We start from the raw sequence: 19291 nt of genomic DNA, 5'->3' as shown, positions 1-19291 counted from the left end.
CCTTCTCCGAGACTACTTCGCGCGGACGAGCACGGCGCCGAAGAAGCCGTCCGTGCCGTGCGTGTGTGGCGCCAGCCGCAGGTAGGGACCGGGGCCCACCTTCGGTCCCAGCTCCGGGCCCAGCAGCTCCGCCACCGGGCGCACGGTGAAGTCGGGGTGCTTGGACAGGAAGTCCTCGATGACGCCCTCGTTCTCCGCGTGGAGCACGCTGCACGTGCCGTAGATGAGGCGGCCGCCCGGCTTCACCAGCAGGGCGAAGCGCGCGAGCAGCGCCTTCTGCCGGCCCACGTGCATCTCCAGGTCCTCGGGCGTGAGGCGGTAGCGCGCGTCCGGCTTGCGGCGGAAGGTGCCGGTGCCGCTGCACGGCGCGTCCACGAGCACGCGGTCCGCCTTGCCCTTGAGTGGCTCCAGGGCGGCGTCCGCCTCCGGGCCCTCGTGGGGGATGAGCTGGGCGCGCACGTTGTGCACCCCGGCGCGGCGCGCGCGCTTCTTGAGGTCCTCCATGCGGCGCTCGTCCACGTCCAGCGCGTGCAAATCTCCGCGGTTCTTCATCTGCGCGGCGAGCTGAAGCGTCTTGCCGCCGGCGCCCGCGCACGCGTCCACCACGCGCGTGGGCGGTGCGTCCACCAGCATGCCGAGCAGCTGGCTGCCCTCGTCCTGCAGCTCCAGGAAGCCCTCGCGGAAGCTCTCCAGGGCGAAGACGTTGAGGCGCGACTCCAGGTGCAGGCCCATGGGCGACAGCGGGGTGGGGCTGGTGTCCACGCCCTCGGCCTTGAGGCGCCTGGCGAGCGCGTCGCGGTCGTCCTTGAGGAGGTTGGCGCGGCCGGTGAGGGGGGCGCGCTCGTTCATCGCCTCGGCGGCGCGGGCGGCGTCACGGCCGAACTGCTTGCGGAAGAGGTCCGCGAGGAAGTCCGGCAGCGAGGCGGCGATGGGGAAGCGCTCGCGCTCCGGCAGGGCCTCCAGCACGGCGGCGGCTTCTGGCAGCGAGCCGAGCGCCGCGGCGTCCACGGGGCCCAGGGAGCTGGTGCGCACCACGGTGTCGAGCGGCTCGCCGTAGAGCACGCGCGAAGTCGCCAGACGCAGTACGTCCTGGCGCGTCTTGTCGAGCGCGTCGAAGCGCGTGTGCGCGCGGGACAGGAGGAAGTCCACCGTGCGCTGGCGACGCAGCAGTCCGTAGACGCGTTCGGCCACGGCGCGGCGCTCGTTGGAGTAGAGGTTCTTCTTGTGGCGCAGGACGAAGTCGAGGGCGCGGTCGGACAGGCGGCCCTCGTGACGGACGGCGCCGTAGGCCTCGAGGCACGCCTGGAGGACGAGGTCCTCGCGCACGGGGCGCTCGTAGCGCTCGGGGTTCCGGGCGCGCTCGGCGGGGGAGACGCGCTCCGGGCGCTCGCCACGGTCGGCGCGCTTGGAGTGGCCGAAGCGGCCGGTGCCGTCCGAACGCCAGGCGCGCTCGGAGCGGCCCGGGCCCTCGCCACGGTCGGAGCGGCCCGGGCGCTCGGAGCGCTCGTGCGGCTCGGTGCCACGCGACTGCTCGGCGCGGCGCGGGCGCTCGGTGTCACGCGGACGCTCGGAACCCTCGGTGCGGCGCGGTCGCTCGGAACCCTCGGTGCGGCGCGGTCGCTCGGAGCGCTCCGGGCGCTCGGATCGCTCGGATCGCTCGGCGTTGCGCGGGCGCTCGGCGTTGCGCGGACGCTCGGACCGCTCGCTGCGTGGGGGGCGCTCGGAACGCTCCGGGCGCTCGGTGCGGCGCGCGTCTTCGGAGCGCCTGGGGCGCTCGGTGGACACGGGCTTCTTCCCGGACCCTTCGGCGGAGAACTTCTTCGGGGCCGGCCGGGAGACCGGGCGGGACTTGCGTTTGATTGCCATGGCGGAATGGGCCTTTGCATTCCCCAGGCCGGGTTGACAAGCCCGGAAAGCAAAACCGGGTGTCCGATGGACTCGAGTCCACCGGTCCACCCGGACGGGCCGCCGTCTCCCCGGAGGGGCGCGGAACCCCTCGTTTCAGAGGGGAGTGGAGCCCCCGCCCGGTGCTCCGGGCGAGGGACTGGGGTTCACGTTGCTACTTGCGGCGACGACGGCGGGCCAGCCCGGCCACCAACAGGCCCAGGGCGGGAAGCAGGGTCGCCGTGGGGCTCGCGGCGCAACCGCCACCCCCGGAACCCGTGCCGGCATTCGTCGCGTCCGTGGTGTCCGGCGGGTTCGCAGGCAGGCCCGGGCGGCCCTCCTCCGGCGTGTCCGTGCCGGGGTCCGTCGGCTCCGGGTCCGCGGGCGTCTCACCCGGGTCCCCCGGGGCGGCCGTCACCTGCACCACGGCGGTGGCCGTCAGCGGCTGCGTGCCCTGTGTGGCCGTGGCCGTCACCGTGTACTGGCCGGCCTTCTCGTAGGTGTGCGTCACCGACTCGCCCTCGGCCGTGCCGCCGTCGCCGAAGTCCCACGTCACCTTCGCGCCCGCCACAGGTGGGGTGGCGCGGAAGAGCGCCTGGTGCGGGGCCACGCCGCGCTCGCCCTCCACCGTGACGGTCAGCGTGCCGGCGGGCGGCTGCTCCAGCGGGGGCAGGTCCTTCTTCAGCGTGAAGCTGTCCAGCACCTTGCCGTCCGTCTTGATGAGGTTCGCGGTGAGGGTGCCGTCGACGACATTCACGTCGAGGAAGCCGTGGGCCTGGTCGTCGCGGATGAGGCTCCAGTCCGGCCGGGACGTGGCGAAGGGACGCAGGGACGCGCCGCCGCCGCCCACCACGAGGTAGGGGATGCCCTTGCCCGCGGCCGCCACGACGTCGCCCTGCATCGGCTTGCTGCGCTCGTAGTTGTGGTCATGCCCGGTGAGGACGAGGTCCACGCCGTACTTCTCGAAGATGGGCGCGAAGTTGCGGCGCATGGCGAGCTGCGAGCCGTGCTCGCCGCTGGACCAGGGCGGGTGGTGGAAGAAGACGACCTTCCACGGCTGCGTGGTGGCGGCCAGGTCCTTCTCCAGCCACGTCTTCTGCGCGGCCAGCGCGCAGCGGTCCGCCGACGCCAGGCCGATGGCGCAGTTGGAGTCGAGCGCCACGAAGTGCACGTGGCCCCAGTCGAACGAGTAGTACCGCTCGCTGTTCGCCGGGTTGTTGGACGGCAGGTAGAGGTTGTCCAGGTACGGCTGCCCCTGGTTCGTCACGTACTCGTGGTTGCCCAGCGACGCGAAGAGGGGCACCTCGGCGAGCAGGTCCGCCATCGGCGTGAAGAGGTTGTTCTGGATTTCGGACTCGGTACCGGACGAGTAGGCGTTGTCGCCCAGCGCCACGAACAGCTCCGGCTTCATCTTGAGCATGGCCGTGGCCACCAGCTTCTGGTCCGTGCCGCCGGTGCCGAAGTCACCCACCGCGGTGAAGTGCACGTTGCGGGTGCCGGGCACGGGCGCGGTGCGGAAGTGCTTCGCCGGCGTCGTCTTGCCGCAGGCGTCCACCACGTAGGTGTACTCGGTGGCGGGCTTCAGCCCCGTCAGCACCACCGCGTGGATGCGCCCCTTGTCCACGGAGGCGACCGTCTGGTCGGCCGTCCCCACGCCGTAGCGCACGGTGGGCGAGCAGTCGGCCGCGAGGCGGAACGCCACCGTGGCGGTGTCCGGCCCCACCTTCTGGAGGAACGGGTCGCGAGGCAGCACGCCCGCGCAGGCGACGCCTGTCACGAGCATCAGCGCCGCCACCAGGGGCGCGAAGGTGGATGTGGACGTCCGGTGCATGAGGCCTCCTCCCGAACCAACTCGGGGCGGAAGCCCAACCGTTCATTCACCAACCTTCATCCACTCAGCACTGTGTGACGGGCAGGCGGCGGAGCGAGCCCTCACGCGTCCGCCGCCTCTCCGGAGGGGCGTTACTTCTTCACGTCGTAGGAGACGAGCTCCTCGGTGCGCTCGCCTTCCTCACGAATCTTGCCCACGCCGGGCGCGAGCCAGTACGTGCGCTCCTTGCCCTCCTTCACCTCGCCCGCGTCGTTGAGCTTGTCGCGCTGGACCTTGATGACGTTGGTGAAGGTGCCCGCCTTCGTCTGCAGCGTCAGGCCCTTCTCCACCACGCGCCAGTTGTACGTCGGGTCGCTGTCCTCCTTCGTCCCGTCGCCCAGCACCGTCTGCTCCTGCACCGCGCTCTGGTAGGACCAGGGCAGGGACTCGGGCGCGCGGGCGACGGACTTCACCGTGGCCGGAGACCAGACGGTGGAGCGAATCTGCGCGCCGTCCTTGTGGTCCTCCTCGCGCAGGCGCACCACCAGGCCGTTGGTCAGCTCGAGCTGCCACGAGTACTCCTCGTAGACCATCCCGTTCTGCGTGCGGTCCTGGCGGCTGTGCACCAGCACCCCGGTCATCTTGCCCTGGGTGTCCGGCACCTCGCGCGGGCCCAGCACCGTCACCGTCTTCTTGAACTCGCCCTGCACGGGGTCCTTGATGTCGTAGACCCACGTGGAGCCCGTCGTCAGGGGCCACAGCGAGGTCGACTCCGCGGGCGTTTCGTCCGGGTTGTTGTCGTCCGGGTTCACCACGTCACCGGGCAGGTCGATGCTGCCGTCCGGGTTGCCGATGGGGGGATTCTGCGAGTCGTCCCCCGGTCCCGGAGGCAGGCTGCTCCCGCCACCACACGCCACCAGCACCCAGCCCGCCGCGAGCGCGGCCATCCACCTGCGCGTCATACCATGTCCTCCCGTGCCCCTTTCGGGCTCACCGCCGTCCACCGCAGCCCCCTCAACGGCGTCCCCTCGGTGCGGCCCATCGCCGCCGCGAGGGAGCCCGGCTCCGGCTCCTCCACTTCCAGCTCCACGCGCCGCGCGTCGAAGTCGAGCGCGCAGCTCTTCACCAGCACGTTCCGCTCGCCCAGCGCCCGCCGCAGCGTGGCCTCCGCGCCCACCAGGTCATCCGCCTGCGCGGACAGCATCAGCCGCTGCTTCGGCGCGCTCTTCTCCTCGCGGTTGAACAGGTCGAGCACCCACAGCAGCCCCGCCACGAACAGGGTGCCCATGCCCGCCAGCCCCAGGCTGCCGTGGCCGCACGCCATGCCCAGGCCAATCATCAGGAAGAGGATGGCCGCGTCGCGCGGGTCCTTCAGCCCCGAGCGGAAGCGCACGAAGCCGCCCAGGCCCACGAGGCCGAAGGCCTTGGCCACGCTGTCTCCGATGACGGCGGTAATCACCGCCGCCGCGGCGCACAGCAGCACCTGCGCCTGAATCATCTCCGCCTTCGGCAGCGAGCGCTTCATCAAGAGCCGCCAGGGCCGCAGCGACAGCAGCGCGCCGATGAGCGTCGCCGCCAGCATGCGGGGGAACATGGCCCCCGCGTGTATCGACCCCAGCTCCGACTTCGCGCCTTCGAGCAACGACGAGAACGGGTCCATGGGCCGCTATCCCTGCACTTCCGCACGCGCCGTGACGTCCGCCTCGGGGCGGGCCGCACGCGTGGGCGCGGTGGCGAGGCCGCGCGCGGTGGCGATGACGGCGTACGCGTTGCGCAGCACTGGCAGCCGGGCGGGGTTCGCCTCGAGCACGCGGTCGATGAGCGTGCGGGCATGTGGCCCGAGCGGCAGGCCCTTGAGCGACGACAGCACCGTGGAGGACCAGCGGTTCGCGTACGCCACGCGCAGCTTCCACGCGCGCGGGTCGTCCAGGCCGTCCACCGAGTCCAGCGCCTCCTTCGTCAGCGGCGCGCCCTTCTCGCGCAGCGCCCAGGCCTCGTTCGTGGTGAGGCCCGTGAGCGAGCGCAGCACCAGCTTCAGCGCCTTGTCCGCCAGCGCCTCGCGCAGGCCGCGCGCCACCGGCGTGTCCAGGCCGTTGGTGCTGCGCAGCACCGCCAGCCGGTCATGTGGCAACAGCACCTCGCGCAGCGCATCCGCGCGCGCCGTGGTGAGCCCGCCCAGGCTGCGCGCGACTTCCGCGTACAGCTTGCGCTGCATGCCCGCCTCGCGCACCACCCAGGACTCGTCGCCGTCCACGCCGGAGAGCCCGGAGAGCACGTCCGGGAGCCGGCCGTCCTTCATCCCGCGCTCGCGCAGGGCCCACGCCTGGGTCGAGCTGTCCCGCTTGAGGCCGGACAGCACCTCCGTCGGAGCCTGCGCATACAGGCGCTCGCGCAACATCGCCGCCCGCGCGCCCGTCAGGCCGCCCAGGCTGGAGGCCACCTCCGCGGGCGCCGCTGACGCCAGCACCTCGCGCAGCGTCCAGGCCGGCTCGTCGTCCAGCCCGCCGAGGCCGCGCGCGGTGAGCGCGGGGAAGCGCTCCGCGTAGGTCAGCCGCCGCTGGTATGCGGGCAGTCCGGGCATGCCGCCCACCATCCACACCGCCAGCGCCGGCTCGCGCACCTCCACCGAGTCCAGCGCGTGGAAGAAGCGCTCCTCCGTGTTCTCCACCGTCGTCGGGCCCGCGGGCAGGGCGGACGGCGCGGGGACGATGCGCTGCACCGGCATCTCCCGCCCCTCCAGCCGCGCCACCACCGCGTCCACCAGCCGCTGTTCCAGCATGCGCAGTGGCACGTCGTTGTTCTCCAGGATGAGCCAGCGCTGCGGATCCTTGCGCGCCATCTCCAGGAAGGACTCGCGCACCCGCACCGCCAGGCCCGCGCCGGCCAGCCCCTTGCGGCTGTCGCCGTCCGACACGCGCGCGCTCTGCACCTTGCCCAGGCGCTTGCGCCAGCGCGCCAGGTCCGGGTCCACGTCCACCAGGATGACCAGGTCCGGCCACAGGCCCTGCGATGCCAGCTCGCACGCCGGCCTCAGCTCGGCCATGGGCAGCCCTCGCCCACCGCCGCTCAGCGCCAGTTGCGAGTACAGGTAGCGGTCGGTGATGCACACCTCACCCCGGCGCAGCGCGGGTGAAATCACCTCTTCCAGTTGCTGCGCATCCCTGGCCAGGTTGAGGAAGAACTCGGTGCGTGGAGACATCTCCAGGAGCCGTGAGTCGCGCGTCAGCTCCCGTACGCGTCGCGCGGCGGGCGCCTGCAATTCGCCCCCTTCCCGCGCATGCGCCACCCGGTAGCCCAGTTTCTTGAGCCGCGCGGCCAGCAGGTTGGACAGTGTGGTCTTCCCGCTGCCGTCAATACCCTCGAAGTCGATGAACACGGTGCCCTATCCCCCTACGACCCCATCCGTGGCGAAGGCGTAGACCCTCGCCATCCCTTCCGCGAACTTGCTGTACGCCGGCGCTCCGCCCGGATTGAGCGACGCCAGCCACTCGGGCAACTCACACCCGAGGTGCTTCACCTCCACCACCACCCGATTGTCCATCGACTGGGGTGGGCCCAACCGCTCCGCCGTCAGCGACAGCTGCGACAGCGCCAGCTCCGGCGAAATCGTGTGGAAGGCGATGTCCCGGTCCACCGTCACCCGCCACTCCTGCGTGGCCTGGTACACGTGCCGCTTGTACGTGACGGCCAGTACCGGCACGAGGCTGCCTCCCGCGATGAGCGGCAGCAGGCCGGCACCGCCGCGCAGCACGCGCCCCAGGTCCGTGCGCGGCACCCACACCCGGCGCTTCTGCGTCAGGCCGTGCCGCTCGCGCTTCACCTCCAGCACCACCCGCTGGTGGCCGCCCGCGCCCAGGTCCGGCGAGTACTCCTTGGTGCGGACCTTGAGGCAGTCGTCGGGCGTGCGCAGCGCGCGCTCCGCCAGCGGGCAACCCGGCCGGTCGAAGTAGACGGAGACGATGCGCGTGGGCGGAGGCAGGTGCCCCCCCAGCTCGCGCGACAGGCGCCCGCAGAAAGCCGGCGCCGCTTCCTCCCCCAGCACGAGCTTGAACTCACGCCGGAGCCTGGTGACTTCACCTTCCGCGAACGAGAGCATGGTGTCGTGTCTCCGTGCTCAGAAACGGGCGGCGAGCTGCAGTGAGTACTCGAGCGCGGCGGCCTCGTCCCCCGGACGCAGCGCGCGCTCCGCCTGGAACATCGCCTTGAAGCGGTCCCCCAACAGGACATTGAGCCCGCCCACCATCGCGTGGCCCTTGCCCTCCACGTCGCCGCGAAGCTGGAGCGCCTCGAAGCCCGCGACGGGCTGGAGCGCCCACTCCCTGCCGCCCACGGGCAGCGTGTAGTGCGCCAGCAGCAACTGCGAGGTGAAGGGGCCCAGTGGCAGCCGGCCCGTGATGGCCTCACCGGTGAGCGACAGCGCGCCCAGGCTCAGCTCCGCGTCGGCGGCCACGGCGTACTTGCGCACGACTTCCAGCGCCTCCGCGACATAGGTGCTCACGCCCACGGTGAGCGCCTTGAAGGGGCGGAGGCTCAGCCGCGCGGCGACGTCCTCCTTCATGCGCACGCCCGCCTCGTCCTTGGCACCCTCGAAGACGCCCGCGGACAGCTTGAGGCCCCAGGCGTCCTTCAGTCGTACTTCGCCCATGAGGCCCAACCGGCGGCCGCCGAGCTGGTGCACCTCGGTGAGGTAGTCCTCCACGAGCCCGCGGCTCACCAGGGGCAAATCCCACGAAGACTCCAGCGAGCGCTGGAGGAAGGGCGACTTGAACTGGCCGCCGTACAGCCGGAAGCGCTTCGAGTCGTCCGCGAGGCGCACGAAGGCGTCCTTCAGAATCGACTTGTCCGCGAGGTCCGCCGTCACCTCCGCCTCGAGGTTGGACAGCGACGTGCTGACGCCCACGCGCGCGGAAGGGATGCTCAGCGAGCGCTGGTACTTCTGGCGCTCGTCCGCGCTGGCCCTCGCGTACACGCGGCCGAAGACGCGCAGTTTCTCCTTGTCCTCCGCGGCCGTGTCGTCCACGGCATCGGGGTTCTCACCCAGCGACTCGTCCTGCGGCTCGCCGGGCTTCGCCTTCTTCTTCTTCTTGCCCTGCTTCTCCGACACCGGCTCGGACTTGCCCGGCACCGGGCCCACGGGCGACACCTGCTCCTCGGGCAGCCCCTGCGCTGGCACCGCTTCGGCCAGTGCCCCCTCCATCACCTCGCCCGAGTCGTCACCCGTGGGCCCCTCCGTGGCCGCACCCGCCGGCTCACCGCCCCCGGTCCCCTCCACGCCATCCACCACACCGCCCGAGAGCGTGTCTTCCGCGGCATCCGTGCTGGAAGCCACTTCCTCCGGAGCAGTCGCTCCCGCGCTCGCGAGCGCGGGCATGCCCAGAAGGACTGCGGCGAGTAGGCCCCGCCTCGCCCGTTCATCCAACCGCCACCCGCCCATGTCCCTCGCCTCCCCGCCGCAGTCGGAAGGCTCCGTGTGCAACACCGGTGCCCGTCCGTGGGACGTCGGGTGGTGGACGGATGAGCGTTGGATGAGAGCGGGATGCGCGCGCGATGCGTCCAGTAGCGAGCGTCACAGGGCGTTCACCTGCCCGTGACTGGGAACGAAAGTTCCCACGCCCCGGGCAGGCGGGCCTGTACGAATGCCCGTCGGTTGGAAGGAGTTACCGGGTGGACGACGGATCCGGCGGCGGGGTGAGAGACCCGCCAGGGTCCGGTGCGGCGGTGGGCTCGGGCCGAGGCTCCGAAGCCGGTGGTGCGGAGGCGACGGGCGATTCGCCAAGCTCGGGCCGAGCCTCCGGAGCCGGCGGCGCGGAGGCGACGGGCGATTCGCCAAGCTCGGGCCGAGCCTCCGGAGCCGGTGGTGCGGAGGCGACGGACCCGGCCGGCTGCTCCGAAGCCGGCGGCGCGGTGATCACGGCCGATGCGGCCGGGGCCGGCGGAGTCGGGGCCGCGGTGGGGTCGGTGCTCACGGGCGGTGGACCGGCCGTGGATCCGCTGGTGCCCTCCGGCGCCGCCGTCGACGCGCGGATACGGCGCAGGCCGCCGCGCAGGCCGAGCACCAGCGCCGTGACGGCCGCCACGCTGATCAACCCCCAGCCCAGGCCGCGCGGCAGCGGTTGATCCGCCACCACGAACCGGGCGGTGAGCACCTTCAGGTGCGTATTCCGGTAGCGCACCTCCAGCTCCCACATGCCGGATTCATCCGGCGTGAGCTCGGTGTGCCAGTTGACCCCCTGCCGGGTCAGGGTCCGCGTCACCTGGGCGGGGGCGCCGGCCTGCTGGAAGGTGAGGGTGATGGGGCCGTCGAACTCGGGGCCCTGGAAGTTGCCCACATGCAGCGACAGCGTGACGGGCTCACCCGCCCGGGGGAGGGCGGGGTAGAGGGTGCCCTGGAGCCGCTCCTCGGCGTCCGCCCAGCGCAGCTCCAGCAGGTCTCCCCGGCGCTCCACGCGGATCTGATCGTTAGAGGGCGCGGCGACCGCGATGCCGGCGGCCACCAGGCAGGCAACCAGCGCCCATCCAGATTTCCTTGAGACCTGCCTTTGCCATGGAGGCGGCGGTCCTCTAGTATGCCGTGCCCTGACGCATTCCACCTGAGCTGCTCCCTGCGGCCAGAGTCCCGGGATGAACCCTCAATCATTCGGGAAATACCAGCTTCTGAAGAAGCTCGCCACGGGCGGCATGGCCGAAGTATGGCTTGCGCGCCAGATGGGCATCGAGGGGTTCCAAAAGAACCTCGTGGTGAAGCGCATCCTTCCGCACCTCGCTGAGGACCGTGAGTTCGTGGAGATGTTCCGGAACGAGGCGCTGATCGCGGCGCGCTTCAACCACCCGAACATCGCCCAGGTCTACGAGTTCGGCGAGGCCAACGGCACCTACTTCATCGCCATGGAGTTCATCCACGGCGAGGACCTGGGCCGGGTCATGCGCAAGGCGGCGGGCTCCGGGCAGTGGGTGGCCCGGCCGCTGGCCATCCGCATCGTCGCCGCCGCGTGCGAGGGCCTGCACTACGCCCACAGCCGCACGGACGACGCGGGCCGGCCGCTGCGTGTGGTGCACCGCGACATCTCGCCGCAGAACATCCTCATCAGCTTCGACGGCTCGGTGAAGCTGGTGGACTTCGGCATCGCCAAGGCGGCGGACCAGGCGTCGCTGACGAAGTCCGGCGCCATCAAGGGCAAGTTCGCGTACATGGCCCCGGAGCAGGCCGCCGGCAAGCCGCTGGACGGGCGCGCGGACATCTTCGCCATCGGCCTGGTCCTCTACGAATTGCTCACCGGCGTGCGGCCCCTCAAGCGGGACTCCGAGCTGGCGACGCTGCAGGCCGCCATGGAGTGCGCCATCACCGCGCCCTCGCAGGTGGCGGACGTGCCGGAGGAGATGGACCCGGTGGTGATGCGGGCCATCGCCAAGAACGCGGACGACCGGTACCGGGACGCGCGCCAGTTCCAGATGGCGCTGGAGGAAATCCTCGTCGGGCAGCGCTGGGTGGCCGGCTCGGTGCAGATCTCCGAGCTGATGGAGACGCTCTTCGCGGACCGGCTGGCCGACGAGAAGGCCCAGGGCCAGGTCGTCCCGGTGGGCGAGGACTCCAACAACTCCGGCACGCCGCAGCCGCCCCCGCCGCCCCAGGAGAAGGGCCGGAGCAGGTCTTCCCCCGCGGCGGACATGAGCTGGGAGGCGCCCCCGGGCGAGGCCTCCCACCCGGTGCGCCCGCGCGCTTCCTCGGCCCGCGCCTCGGTGCCGCCCCCGCCGCGCCGTGCCTCGGCCGTCGCCCCGGCGGTGGAGCCGGAGGACCCGGGCGAGTGGGAGGCGCCAGCGGGCACGGACGAGCATGTGTCCCCCCGCCGCACGTCCGAAGGGGTGCGCCGCCAGTCCAACCCCAACGCCACGCAGGTGGCGCGCACCAACTCCCGCGCGGACCTGCGCCGGACGCCCACGGGCGAGCAGCCGCTGCCGCCGCCGCGCCGCTCCAGCACGCGCGCGCCCGCGCTGGCGGACGAGGACGTGGACACGCTGCCGCCGCCGTCCCCGTCCCGCTCGCGCGCCAACCTCCCGCAGGTGGACGAGCGCGGCCGCGACGACGAGGAGGAGGACGACGAGCGCACGCTCCTTCCGCCTCCGCCGGAGCCCGTCGCGCCGCCGCGCCGCCGCACCACCGGCATGCAGTCCGCCGTGGAGCCGCCGCGCCGTCGCACCAACAGCCGCGTGGACAGCCGCGCGGAGATGCCGGAGCCGCCGCCGCCCCGCCGCTCCTCGGGCCCTGCCCCGGCGGTGCGACGTGACGACGACGACGCGGTGGACCGCGCCCTCGCGGAGTCCGCCCAGCGCACGCGCCGCACCATGGCCACGCGCAACGTGGCCACGGTGGGCTTCATCGTGGGCCTGCTCATCGTCATCGCCATCTTCCACAAGCCCATCCTCTCGGTGCTCAACGGCACGGCGCAGGACGGGCAGGGCGTGCACGTCACCGTCAACACCAACGAGCGGGTGAAGGTGTCGGTGAAGCACACTCCCAAGTGCCACAGCGACCAGCCGGTGACGGAGCTGGGCTACACGCCGCTGACGCTGGCGGCGGGCGCGCACCTGCAGGACACGCTCATCCTGGAGAACGAGCAGCAGGGCATCTACCGCGAGGACAGCGAAGCGCTGGCCTTCGGCGAGCCCGGCCAGCCCAAGGTCGTCACGTACGAGTTCAAGCGCGGCCACCTCCAGCTCACGCTGAAGCCGGATGGGATGCGCGGCATCACCGTGCGGCGCAACGGCCAGGACGTGGGCAGCTACTCGGGGAGCAAGGGCCTGAAGATGGAGCTGATGGAGGGCCGCCACAAGCTGGAGCTCAACGGCGGCCCCCTCAAGGAGCCCTTCTTCTTCGAGGTCGACATCAAGCCCGGCATCATCAACAAGGAGACGCAGGACCTCAGCGCCTTCGTGGGCTAGTAACGCGTCAGCGAGGCGTCAGTAGCGGGGCAGGGTGGGGTCCACCTGCCGCGAGTACAGGTCGATGCCGCCCTTGAGCGACACGGCCTCCAGTCCCCTCGCCATCAGATAGGCCGCGCCGTCCAGGCTGCGCACGCCGTGGTGGCAGTAGACGACGACGGGGCGGCCGCGCAGGGCCTCCAGCTCGTCGGCGCGCTCGTCCAGCTCCGGCAGGGGGATGAGCACCGAGTCCGGGAGCGCCACCCACGCGTGCTCGTCCGGGAAGCGCACGTCCAGCAGCGCGGGCCGGGACTCGGGTGGGCCCGAAAGCAGCTCGGCGAGGCGGGTGGGAAGGATTTCGGGGATGGGCATCCGTGGCCTCAAGCGGCGGTGGGGGCGGAACAGAACTGCTCGTAGTCGATGAGCTCCACCTTCGCGCCCGGCGCGCACACGGGACACTTCGGGTCCCTGCGCAGCTTCAGTTCCTGGAAGCGGGTGCCCAGCGCGTCGAAGGTGACGAGTCGGCCGGTGAGGGGCTCGCCCCGGCCGAGGATGAGCTTGAGGGCCTCGTTGGCCTGGAGCAGGCCGATGATTCCGGGCAGCACGCCCAGCACGCCGGCCTCCGCGCACGACGGGGCCAGCTCCGGCGGCGGCGGGGCGGGGTAGAGGCAGCGGTAGCAGGGGCCCTGGCCGGGGACGAAGGACGTCACCTGGCCCTCGAAGCGGAAGATGGAGCCGTGGATGTTGGGCATGCCCCGCATCACGCACGCGTCGTTGAGGAGGTAGCGGGTGGGGAAGTTGTCCCCGCCGTCCAGCACCAGGTCGAAGCCCTCGAGCACGCGCAGCACGTTCTCCGAGGTGAGTCGCTCCTGGAAGGGCCGCACCTTCACGTCCGGGTTGAGCGCCTCAATCGCGGCGCGGGCGCTGACGACTTTGGGCTGGCCCTGCGACTCGCGCGTGTGGATGACCTGGCGCTGGAGGTTGCTCAGGTCCACCACGTCCGAGTCGACGATGCCCAGCGTGCCCACGCCGGCCGCGGCGAGGTACAGCGCCGCGGGCGAGCCCAGTCCTCCGGCCCCCAGCAGCAGCACCCGCGCCTTCAGCAGCTTCTCCTGCCCCTCCTCGCCCACCTCGGGGAGGATGAGGTGGCGGCGGTAGCGCTCCTTCTGCTCGGCGGTGAGGACGAAGGGCTTCTCCACGGGGTGGGCCGCGTCGCTCCACCGGTTGTAGCCGCCCGCCATGGACGCCACCCGCGTGTAGCCCAGCTCCTTCAGCGTCTTCGCGGCCAGCGCGGAGCGGGTGCCGCCCGCGCAGTACACGACGACGTCCTCGTCCCGGCGGGCCCGGTCTTCAATCCGCAGCTCCAGGTAGCCCCGGGGGATGTGCAGGGCGCCGGGCAGCCGGCCGCCCGCGTACTCGTCCGCCTCCCGTACGTCCACGAGCTTCACGGGGGCCCGGGTGTCCAGCAGGCGCTTCACCTCGTCCACGGAGACTTCGCGGATCTCCTGCTTCACTCCGGCCAGCAGCTCTTGGAAGGTGGGAGCCATGACGCCGGGTATAACCCGCCGCCCCCGGCCCGTCCGTCCGGATGTGGGCCCCCGGGCGGATGGACGGCCGGCCCCATGGATTTTCCCGGCCCGGGCGTTATAAGGCCCGTCATAGGAGAGCAACCGACATGGAAAGCACCACGACGACGTCCGCCCCCGGTACCGCGACGGCCCCCCAGGCCACCCCGGGCGTGGCCGTGCGCCTGACGGAGGCCGCCATCAATCAGGTGAAGGCGGTCATCAAGGCCCAGGGCTTCGAGGGCTACTTCTTCTCCATCCGCGTCGTCCCCGCCGGCTGCAGCGGCCTGGGCTACGACCTGAACCTGGTCAAGGAGACCAAGGCCGGCGACGCCGTGTGGGAGCAGGACGGCGTGAAGATTGCCAGCGACGCGATGAGCAGCCAGTACCTCGAGGGCACGGAGATCGACTACGTCTCCGCCATCACCGGCTCGGGCTTCAAGTTCAACAACCCGAACGCGAAGTCCTCCTGCGGCTGCGGCACGTCGTTCACCACCTGAGCGGCGCGGTGGTTCGCAGGTGGCGCCCGTTTTAGGCCGGGCCCACGGGCCGGGGTGGGGCGGGTGCGCTCTCCCCGGCCTTGGCGTGTCCCTTCGCTGGCGGGCCTTCAGGCCCCGGCGAGGGGCTTCATCACCTTCAGCCAGTTCTGGTTCTCCTTCTGGCGCGCCAGGCGCTGGGTGCGGCGGGCCTCCGCCTCGCGGAAGGCCTCGCGCTCGGCGTCCGTCGCCATCAGCACCGGCGGCACCTGCACCTTGCCCCCGTCCTTGTCGATGGCCACGAAGGTGAGCAGCGCGCTGGTGGTGAGGAAGCGCTCCCCGGTGAGCGGGTTCTCCGCGTGCACCGTCACCCCCACCTCCATGGACGTGCGGAAGGCGGCCAGCACCCGTGCGTGCAGCAGCGCCACCCAGCCCACCTTGATGGGCGCGTGGAAGTGCAAGTCATCCATGGACGCGGTGACGACCACCTGCCGACAGTGACGCTGCGCCGCCACCGCGCCGCAGATGTCGATCCACTCCATCACCTTCCCACCGAAGGCGGCGTTCAGGTTGTTGGCGTCCGGAGGGAGGATGAGCTGTGTCATCACCACCTCCGTGTCCTTCGGATTCTTGGGGCTCAAGTCGGGCATCTCACACCTTCGGTTCTGGGACGCGGCGCCTGGGGGACAGGGGCGGTGTCGTCCCGTGAATGGCACCGGGGTTTAACGCGCGCAAGCGCGGAGAACCCGGTTGAGATTCGGGGGCCCGTCCCTACTAGCAGGCGGTGCGCTTCAGGCCAGGAAGGCGGAGACGCGGTCGAGGAACTCCTCGCGGCCCTTCCCGCGGCGGATGTCCTGGGAGGACACGTCCATCACGAGGCAGTCCACGCCGTACTTCTCCTGCAGCACCAGCGGGAAGCTCGCGTAGTAGCCGTTGAGGCCGCGCAGGAACTGGTGGCGGATGCCCTTCTCCTCCTCGCGGCCGCGGGTGCGGATGCGCTGCAGGAGCACGTCCACGCTGCCCACTTCGAAGCAGATGACCTTGTCGGGCTGGATGATGTGGCGCGACAGGCGCTGGAAGTACTCGTAGTACAGGTCCAGCTCCGCGTTCGTCATGTGCCCCAGGCCGTGGAGGTACTTGGCGAAGATTTCCGGGTCCTCGTACAGCGTGCGGTCCTGCACGCAGCTGCGCTTGTACGAGTGGATGAGCTCGTGGTGCTCCACGCGGCGGATGAGGAACTCGAGCTGGAGCGTGAAGGACCAGCGCGACATGTCCGCGTAGTAGTCACGCAGGAAGCGGTTGTCGATGACGGGCTCGTCGAAGAGCTGGTAGCCGAAGCTCTGGCAGATGAGCTTGGCGGCCGTCGTCTTGCCCGCGCCGATGTTGCCCGCGAGCGCCACGAAGCGCCGGGCCCGGGGCACCTTCACCCGCAGCGTGTTGCGGGGGCGGGAGGCGGTTTCGGCGTCGTCCCCTGCGGGGGCGGCCGGTGCGGCGGACGGGCGCTGGCGCGAGGTGGTGCGGGGCATGGAGCTGGGCTTAACCCGGCTTCGTGGAGGCGTCCATTCGCTGCCTCAGCAGGTCCGGCCGGTCGGTCATGATGCCGCCGACCCCTTCCTGTAGCAGCTGCTCCATCTCCGCCGGGTCATCCACCGTCCAGACATTGACCCACTTGCCGCGGGCCGCGCACTCGCGGAGGAAGGCCGGGTCCACCAGCCGGATGTCCCCGAAGTACAGGGGCATGTCGAGGACGGTGAAGCGCGGGTCCTCCGGAGGCGTCTCCCCGCCGCGCAGGGCGATGACGAAGGCGGCCAGCGCGTCACGCGGGTAGAAGTGGCAGGCGTCCGGGAGCCGCGCGGCCAGCCGCTCACCCACGGCGTCCTGCTCGCTGCCCATGCACACCCGCTCCAGGGCGGCCTCCTCCTTCAGGAGCTGGGCGAAGGCGTCTTCGATTCCGGGCACGTCCGGCTTCAGCTCGATGTTGAGGCGCAGGGACGGGAAGGCGCGCAGCACCTCGCGCAGGGTGGGGATGCGGGCACTCCGTCCCCGGAAGGGGAAGGTGCGGCCCTCGTCCGGGCTGAAGTAGAAGCCCGCGTCCAGCCGCCGCAGCTCCGCCAGGGTGAGGTCGGCCAGCGGCCCGGTGCCGTCGGTGCAGCGCTCCAGGGTGGCGTCATGGGCCACCACCACCTCGCCGTCGCGGGTGAGGTGCACGTCCAGCTCCAGCATGTCCGTGCGGTAGCGCTCCACTGCCTGGCGGAAGGCGTCCAGCGTGTTCTCCGGGGCCAGCGCCGCGCCACCGCGGTGGGAGATGTGCAGCGTGGGCCGCAGGCCCCGGAGGAAGGGGAGGAGGGGAGGGGACATGCGGCCATTGTAGCGGCAGCGGCGGCCGGAAAAGACGAAGGCCGCAGCCCCCGATGGGAGGCTGCGGCCCGGTACTTCAGACGTCGTCCGCGACTAGCGCTTGACGCCCGGGGTGGGCAGCGCGACCTCGAAGTCGGCCTTGTTGTTGTTCGTGTCCAGCACCGTGCCGGCCACGTCGGGGTTCACCTTGCGCTGGAAGGACACGTCGTTGGAGTTGCTCTCGAAGAGGTCGGTCGGGGTGCCCTCGGCGAAGGAGAGCTCCTTGTCACCCGCACCCGTCGCGATGGTCCCGGTGAAGACGGTGGGGGCGGCGGCATCCTTGGAGGCCTCGTACCAGAGCGCGTCGGTCAGCACGCCGGTGGGGTAGTAGAGCAGGCCGACCGAGTCGTCCGCGCCGTTCTGGATGATGTCCGTGAGCGGGTTGGTGATGGTGACGCGCAGGGTGCCCGCGGGCAGCGAGCTCGTCACGGTGGCGGGACCGAGGACGAGCACCGCGCCGGGGGCGAGCGTGTCGGTGGCGGTGGTGCCATCCGTCACGGAGGACAGCTCGAAGCGGCGGTACTCCTGGCGGTTGGCGGAGGGCGCGGTGGGAGGGCTGCCGCTGGGGGTCGCGTTGACGAGGACCACCACCATGTTGCCCACGTGCACGGGCGCGTCGGTGTTGTTGATGAGCTCGATGAACTCCTTGTCATCCACGGCGCCGGCCGTGGCCGCGACGTTGTCAGACTCCACCTCGTTGATGAGCAGGCCGGTGGGCGGCGCGTCGCCGGCGCCCCAGAAGATGGCCGTCGCCGCAGTGGTGCTCACGGGAGCTCCGTTGGTGCCGCTCAGGCCCGCCGCCGTCACGCTGTAGCGCGTGCCCTCGGTCTGGGCCGCGGTGGTGAGCTTCACCTGTTTGCCCGTGACTTCCACCGCACTGATGGCGAGCGCCGGGGTGATGGTGAAGTCTTCGGCCGCCACGGTGGCCGCGTCCACGTTCACGTTGAAGAGCACCTCCGCCGTGGTCGGGCCCACCGAGCGCGCGCCCGACACGGTGACGGGGCAGGCCGTGATGAGGTCGCTGGCGCGGAACGGGGAGATCTGCGCCGTGGTGCCGAAGCGGGCGTAGGGCACGGCCACCGCGGTGAAGTTGCACAGCTGGGCGATGCCGGAGGTCGCCACCACGGTGTTGGGGATGCGCAGGATGAAGCTGCTCGCCGGCGTGGGCGAGCCCTCGGTGGTGAAGGTGAAGGTGGTGAAGCTGCTGCCCGAGGCGGTGGGAGCGCCAGCCACCGTGCCGCGCACCTGCACGAGGTCCGACTCGTAGGCCGCGAGCGCCGCGGCGCTCTTCACGTCCGTGCGGCTGCTGATGTCCACGGTGAGGCCCGGGGTGCCGGCATCCACCAGGTTCTGCACCGGGGCGCCCTGGCTCACGCGGGTGAGGCCGGTGATGGCGCTCGCCTGGTTGAGGCCGTTGAAGAGGGTCTTCTCCGTCACGTTGAAGGAGATCTTGTCACCCACCACGAGCGCGGGCGTCTGGGCGGCGGCGTCCAGCTTCACCGCGAAGGAGGGGCCCGGCGCGGTCGCCTGCACGTAGAAGGCCGCCGGCGTGGAGCCGACCGCGGGCGCGACGTACGTGACGAACACGTTGGTGATGGCCAGCGGCGGGCTCACCGGGGTCGGGGTGCCGTTGGTGTTCGCGGTCGCCGCGATGAACGCCGAGATCTGCGTGTTCTCGGGGCTGGTCAGGTCCGCGGGGATGTCCGTATTCGACGGCCCGGCATCCGTGCCCGCGTCGGTGCCGGCATCCGTCCCGGCATCCGTCCCGGCATCCACCGGGGTCGGGCTCACGCAGACATTCGCCGTGCAGACCTGGCCGGTGGCACAGTCAACGTTGGTGTCACACTCGTTGTCACGGTCAGAGCAGGCCACCGCGGCGAGCGCGGTGAGACCAGCCACCAGCACCAACCGCCCATTGCGAAATACCATTGGGTCATGCCTCCAGGATGCGTTAGGTGGTCCCGCTCTTACACCGCAGCCCGGGGGGGCGTCCAATGACGGATCCGTTGGAAACGGAGCCGTCACAATCCCTTGATTTCCCTCTAGGAGAAGGCCCGTGTTCCCGCACGCTTCACGCGTGGATGCGGAATCCGCAGCACACCCGACGGCGGCTCCGGGGACTGCTTTTCGGGATGCGGGCGTGATTCCTTGCACCGGTGGATGATCCGCCGCCACTCGCTAGTCCTGGGAAGGGCGGCTTCATTTTCTGATTGTCCGGTCCTGTCAGGTACCCACCGAAGCAG

General features: G+C 71.3%; 16 protein-coding genes. 2 read left to right on the top strand and 14 right to left on the bottom strand.

Annotation, left to right across the window (positions count from 1 at the left end; translation table 11 throughout):
- Positions 1 to 12 precede the first annotated feature (12 nt).
- From OV427_RS05875 to OV427_RS05840, 8 genes are all read right to left on the bottom strand, one after another.
- A complete protein-coding gene (locus OV427_RS05875; protein ID WP_420718246.1) occupies positions 13 to 1866 on the bottom strand; it encodes a methyltransferase domain-containing protein in 1854 nt (617 codons plus the stop codon).
- A 193-nt stretch (positions 1867 to 2059) separates the two neighbouring features.
- The gene (locus OV427_RS05870; protein WP_267855121.1) at positions 2060 to 3715 is read right to left on the bottom strand and encodes a metallophosphoesterase; all 1656 of its coding nucleotides are present in this window, start codon (positions 3713 to 3715) and stop codon (positions 2060 to 2062) included.
- 131 nt (positions 3716 to 3846) lie between these two features.
- Positions 3847 to 4656: a hypothetical protein gene (locus OV427_RS05865; protein ID WP_267855120.1), complete on the bottom strand. Its 810-nt coding sequence runs from the start codon at positions 4654 to 4656 to the stop codon at positions 3847 to 3849.
- A complete protein-coding gene (locus OV427_RS05860; RefSeq protein ID WP_267855119.1) occupies positions 4653 to 5354 on the bottom strand; it encodes a DUF4956 domain-containing protein in 702 nt (233 codons plus the stop codon). Before OV427_RS05860 ends, OV427_RS05865 begins: the two co-directional genes overlap by 4 nt.
- A 6-nt stretch (positions 5355 to 5360) precedes the next feature.
- The gene (gene tmk, locus OV427_RS05855; RefSeq protein ID WP_267855118.1) at positions 5361 to 7070 is read right to left on the bottom strand and encodes a dTMP kinase; all 1710 of its coding nucleotides are present in this window, start codon (positions 7068 to 7070) and stop codon (positions 5361 to 5363) included.
- 6 nt (positions 7071 to 7076) lie between these two features.
- The gene (locus tag OV427_RS05850) at positions 7077 to 7790 is read right to left on the bottom strand and encodes a VTC domain-containing protein (protein ID WP_267855117.1); all 714 of its coding nucleotides are present in this window, start codon (positions 7788 to 7790) and stop codon (positions 7077 to 7079) included.
- 18 nt (positions 7791 to 7808) lie between these two features.
- Positions 7809 to 9128, bottom strand: a complete 1320-nt coding sequence (locus OV427_RS05845) for a hypothetical protein (protein WP_267855116.1) — start codon at positions 9126 to 9128, stop codon at positions 7809 to 7811.
- Between the two features lie 223 nt (positions 9129 to 9351).
- Entirely contained in the window at positions 9352 to 10188 is an 837-nt protein-coding gene (locus OV427_RS05840; protein WP_267855115.1) for a hypothetical protein, read from the bottom strand.
- Between the two features lie 127 nt (positions 10189 to 10315).
- Between OV427_RS05840 and OV427_RS05835 the strand changes: the two genes are divergently transcribed.
- On the top strand, positions 10316 to 12631 hold the full coding sequence (locus OV427_RS05835) for a serine/threonine protein kinase (protein ID WP_267855114.1): 2316 nt from the start codon (positions 10316 to 10318) through the stop codon (positions 12629 to 12631).
- An 18-nt stretch (positions 12632 to 12649) separates the two neighbouring features.
- On the opposite strand, the gene OV427_RS05830 is transcribed toward OV427_RS05835, so the two are convergent.
- Both OV427_RS05830 and moeB read right to left on the bottom strand, forming a co-directional pair.
- On the bottom strand, positions 12650 to 12982 hold the full coding sequence (locus tag OV427_RS05830; RefSeq protein ID WP_267855113.1) for a rhodanese-like domain-containing protein: 333 nt from the start codon (positions 12980 to 12982) through the stop codon (positions 12650 to 12652).
- Positions 12983 to 12990: 8 nt separating this feature from the next.
- Entirely contained in the window at positions 12991 to 14157 is a 1167-nt protein-coding gene (gene moeB, locus OV427_RS05825) for a molybdopterin-synthase adenylyltransferase MoeB (RefSeq protein ID WP_267855112.1), read from the bottom strand.
- Positions 14158 to 14285: 128 nt separating this feature from the next.
- Here moeB and OV427_RS05820 point away from each other — a divergent pair, with 128 nt between their 5' ends.
- Positions 14286 to 14675, top strand: a complete 390-nt coding sequence (locus OV427_RS05820) for a HesB/IscA family protein (protein ID WP_163996857.1) — start codon at positions 14286 to 14288, stop codon at positions 14673 to 14675.
- Between the two features lie 107 nt (positions 14676 to 14782).
- On the opposite strand, the gene OV427_RS05815 is transcribed toward OV427_RS05820, so the two are convergent.
- The 4 genes from OV427_RS05815 to OV427_RS05800 all read right to left on the bottom strand — a co-directional run bounded on the left by OV427_RS05815 (position 14783) and on the right by OV427_RS05800 (position 18977).
- Positions 14783 to 15301 (bottom strand): acyl-CoA thioesterase, encoded by a 519-nt coding sequence (locus OV427_RS05815; RefSeq protein WP_267855111.1) that lies wholly within the window; start codon positions 15299 to 15301, stop codon positions 14783 to 14785.
- A 141-nt stretch (positions 15302 to 15442) separates the two neighbouring features.
- Complete coding sequence (locus OV427_RS05810) at positions 15443 to 16177, bottom strand: deoxynucleoside kinase (protein WP_267855110.1); 735 nt, start codon at positions 16175 to 16177, stop codon at positions 15443 to 15445.
- A 10-nt stretch (positions 16178 to 16187) separates the two neighbouring features.
- On the bottom strand, positions 16188 to 17009 hold the full coding sequence (locus OV427_RS05805; RefSeq protein WP_267855109.1) for a glycerophosphodiester phosphodiesterase: 822 nt from the start codon (positions 17007 to 17009) through the stop codon (positions 16188 to 16190).
- A gap of 93 nt (positions 17010 to 17102) precedes the next feature.
- Positions 17103 to 18977, bottom strand: coding sequence for a hypothetical protein (locus tag OV427_RS05800; protein ID WP_267855108.1), 1875 nt, complete (start codon positions 18975 to 18977; stop codon positions 17103 to 17105).
- Positions 18978 to 19291: the final 314 nt, after the last annotated feature.

Origin of the sequence: Pyxidicoccus sp. MSG2 (genome assembly GCF_026626705.1) — a bacterium.
Classification (GTDB): Bacteria; Myxococcota; Myxococcia; order Myxococcales; family Myxococcaceae; genus Myxococcus.
This window is presented reverse-complemented; position numbering and strand designations above follow the sequence as displayed.

Excerpts from the sequence above, each read along its gene's own strand:
- OV427_RS05875 (WP_420718246.1), bottom strand. The coding sequence starts at position 1,866 with ATGGCAATCAAACGCAAGTCCCGCCCGGTCTCCCGGCCGGCCCCGAAG.
- OV427_RS05805 (WP_267855109.1), bottom strand. The coding sequence starts at position 17,009 with ATGTCCCCTCCCCTCCTCCCCTTCCTCCGGGGCCTGCGGCCCACGCTG.
- OV427_RS05865 (WP_267855120.1), bottom strand. The coding sequence starts at position 4,656 with ATGACGCGCAGGTGGATGGCCGCGCTCGCGGCGGGCTGGGTGCTGGTG.
- OV427_RS05870 (WP_267855121.1), bottom strand. The coding sequence starts at position 3,715 with ATGCACCGGACGTCCACATCCACCTTCGCGCCCCTGGTGGCGGCGCTG.
- moeB (WP_267855112.1), bottom strand. The coding sequence starts at position 14,157 with ATGGCTCCCACCTTCCAAGAGCTGCTGGCCGGAGTGAAGCAGGAGATC.
- OV427_RS05815 (WP_267855111.1), bottom strand. The coding sequence starts at position 15,301 with ATGCCCGACTTGAGCCCCAAGAATCCGAAGGACACGGAGGTGGTGATG.
- OV427_RS05830 (WP_267855113.1), bottom strand. The coding sequence starts at position 12,982 with ATGCCCATCCCCGAAATCCTTCCCACCCGCCTCGCCGAGCTGCTTTCG.
- OV427_RS05820 (WP_163996857.1), top strand. The coding sequence starts at position 14,286 with ATGGAAAGCACCACGACGACGTCCGCCCCCGGTACCGCGACGGCCCCC.
- OV427_RS05835 (WP_267855114.1), top strand. The coding sequence starts at position 10,316 with ATGAACCCTCAATCATTCGGGAAATACCAGCTTCTGAAGAAGCTCGCC.
- OV427_RS05800 (WP_267855108.1), bottom strand. The coding sequence starts at position 18,977 with ATGGTATTTCGCAATGGGCGGTTGGTGCTGGTGGCTGGTCTCACCGCG.
- OV427_RS05845 (WP_267855116.1), bottom strand. The coding sequence starts at position 9,128 with ATGGGCGGGTGGCGGTTGGATGAACGGGCGAGGCGGGGCCTACTCGCC.
- OV427_RS05810 (WP_267855110.1), bottom strand. The coding sequence starts at position 16,177 with ATGCCCCGCACCACCTCGCGCCAGCGCCCGTCCGCCGCACCGGCCGCC.
- OV427_RS05850 (WP_267855117.1), bottom strand. The coding sequence starts at position 7,790 with ATGCTCTCGTTCGCGGAAGGTGAAGTCACCAGGCTCCGGCGTGAGTTC.
- OV427_RS05860 (WP_267855119.1), bottom strand. The coding sequence starts at position 5,354 with ATGGACCCGTTCTCGTCGTTGCTCGAAGGCGCGAAGTCGGAGCTGGGG.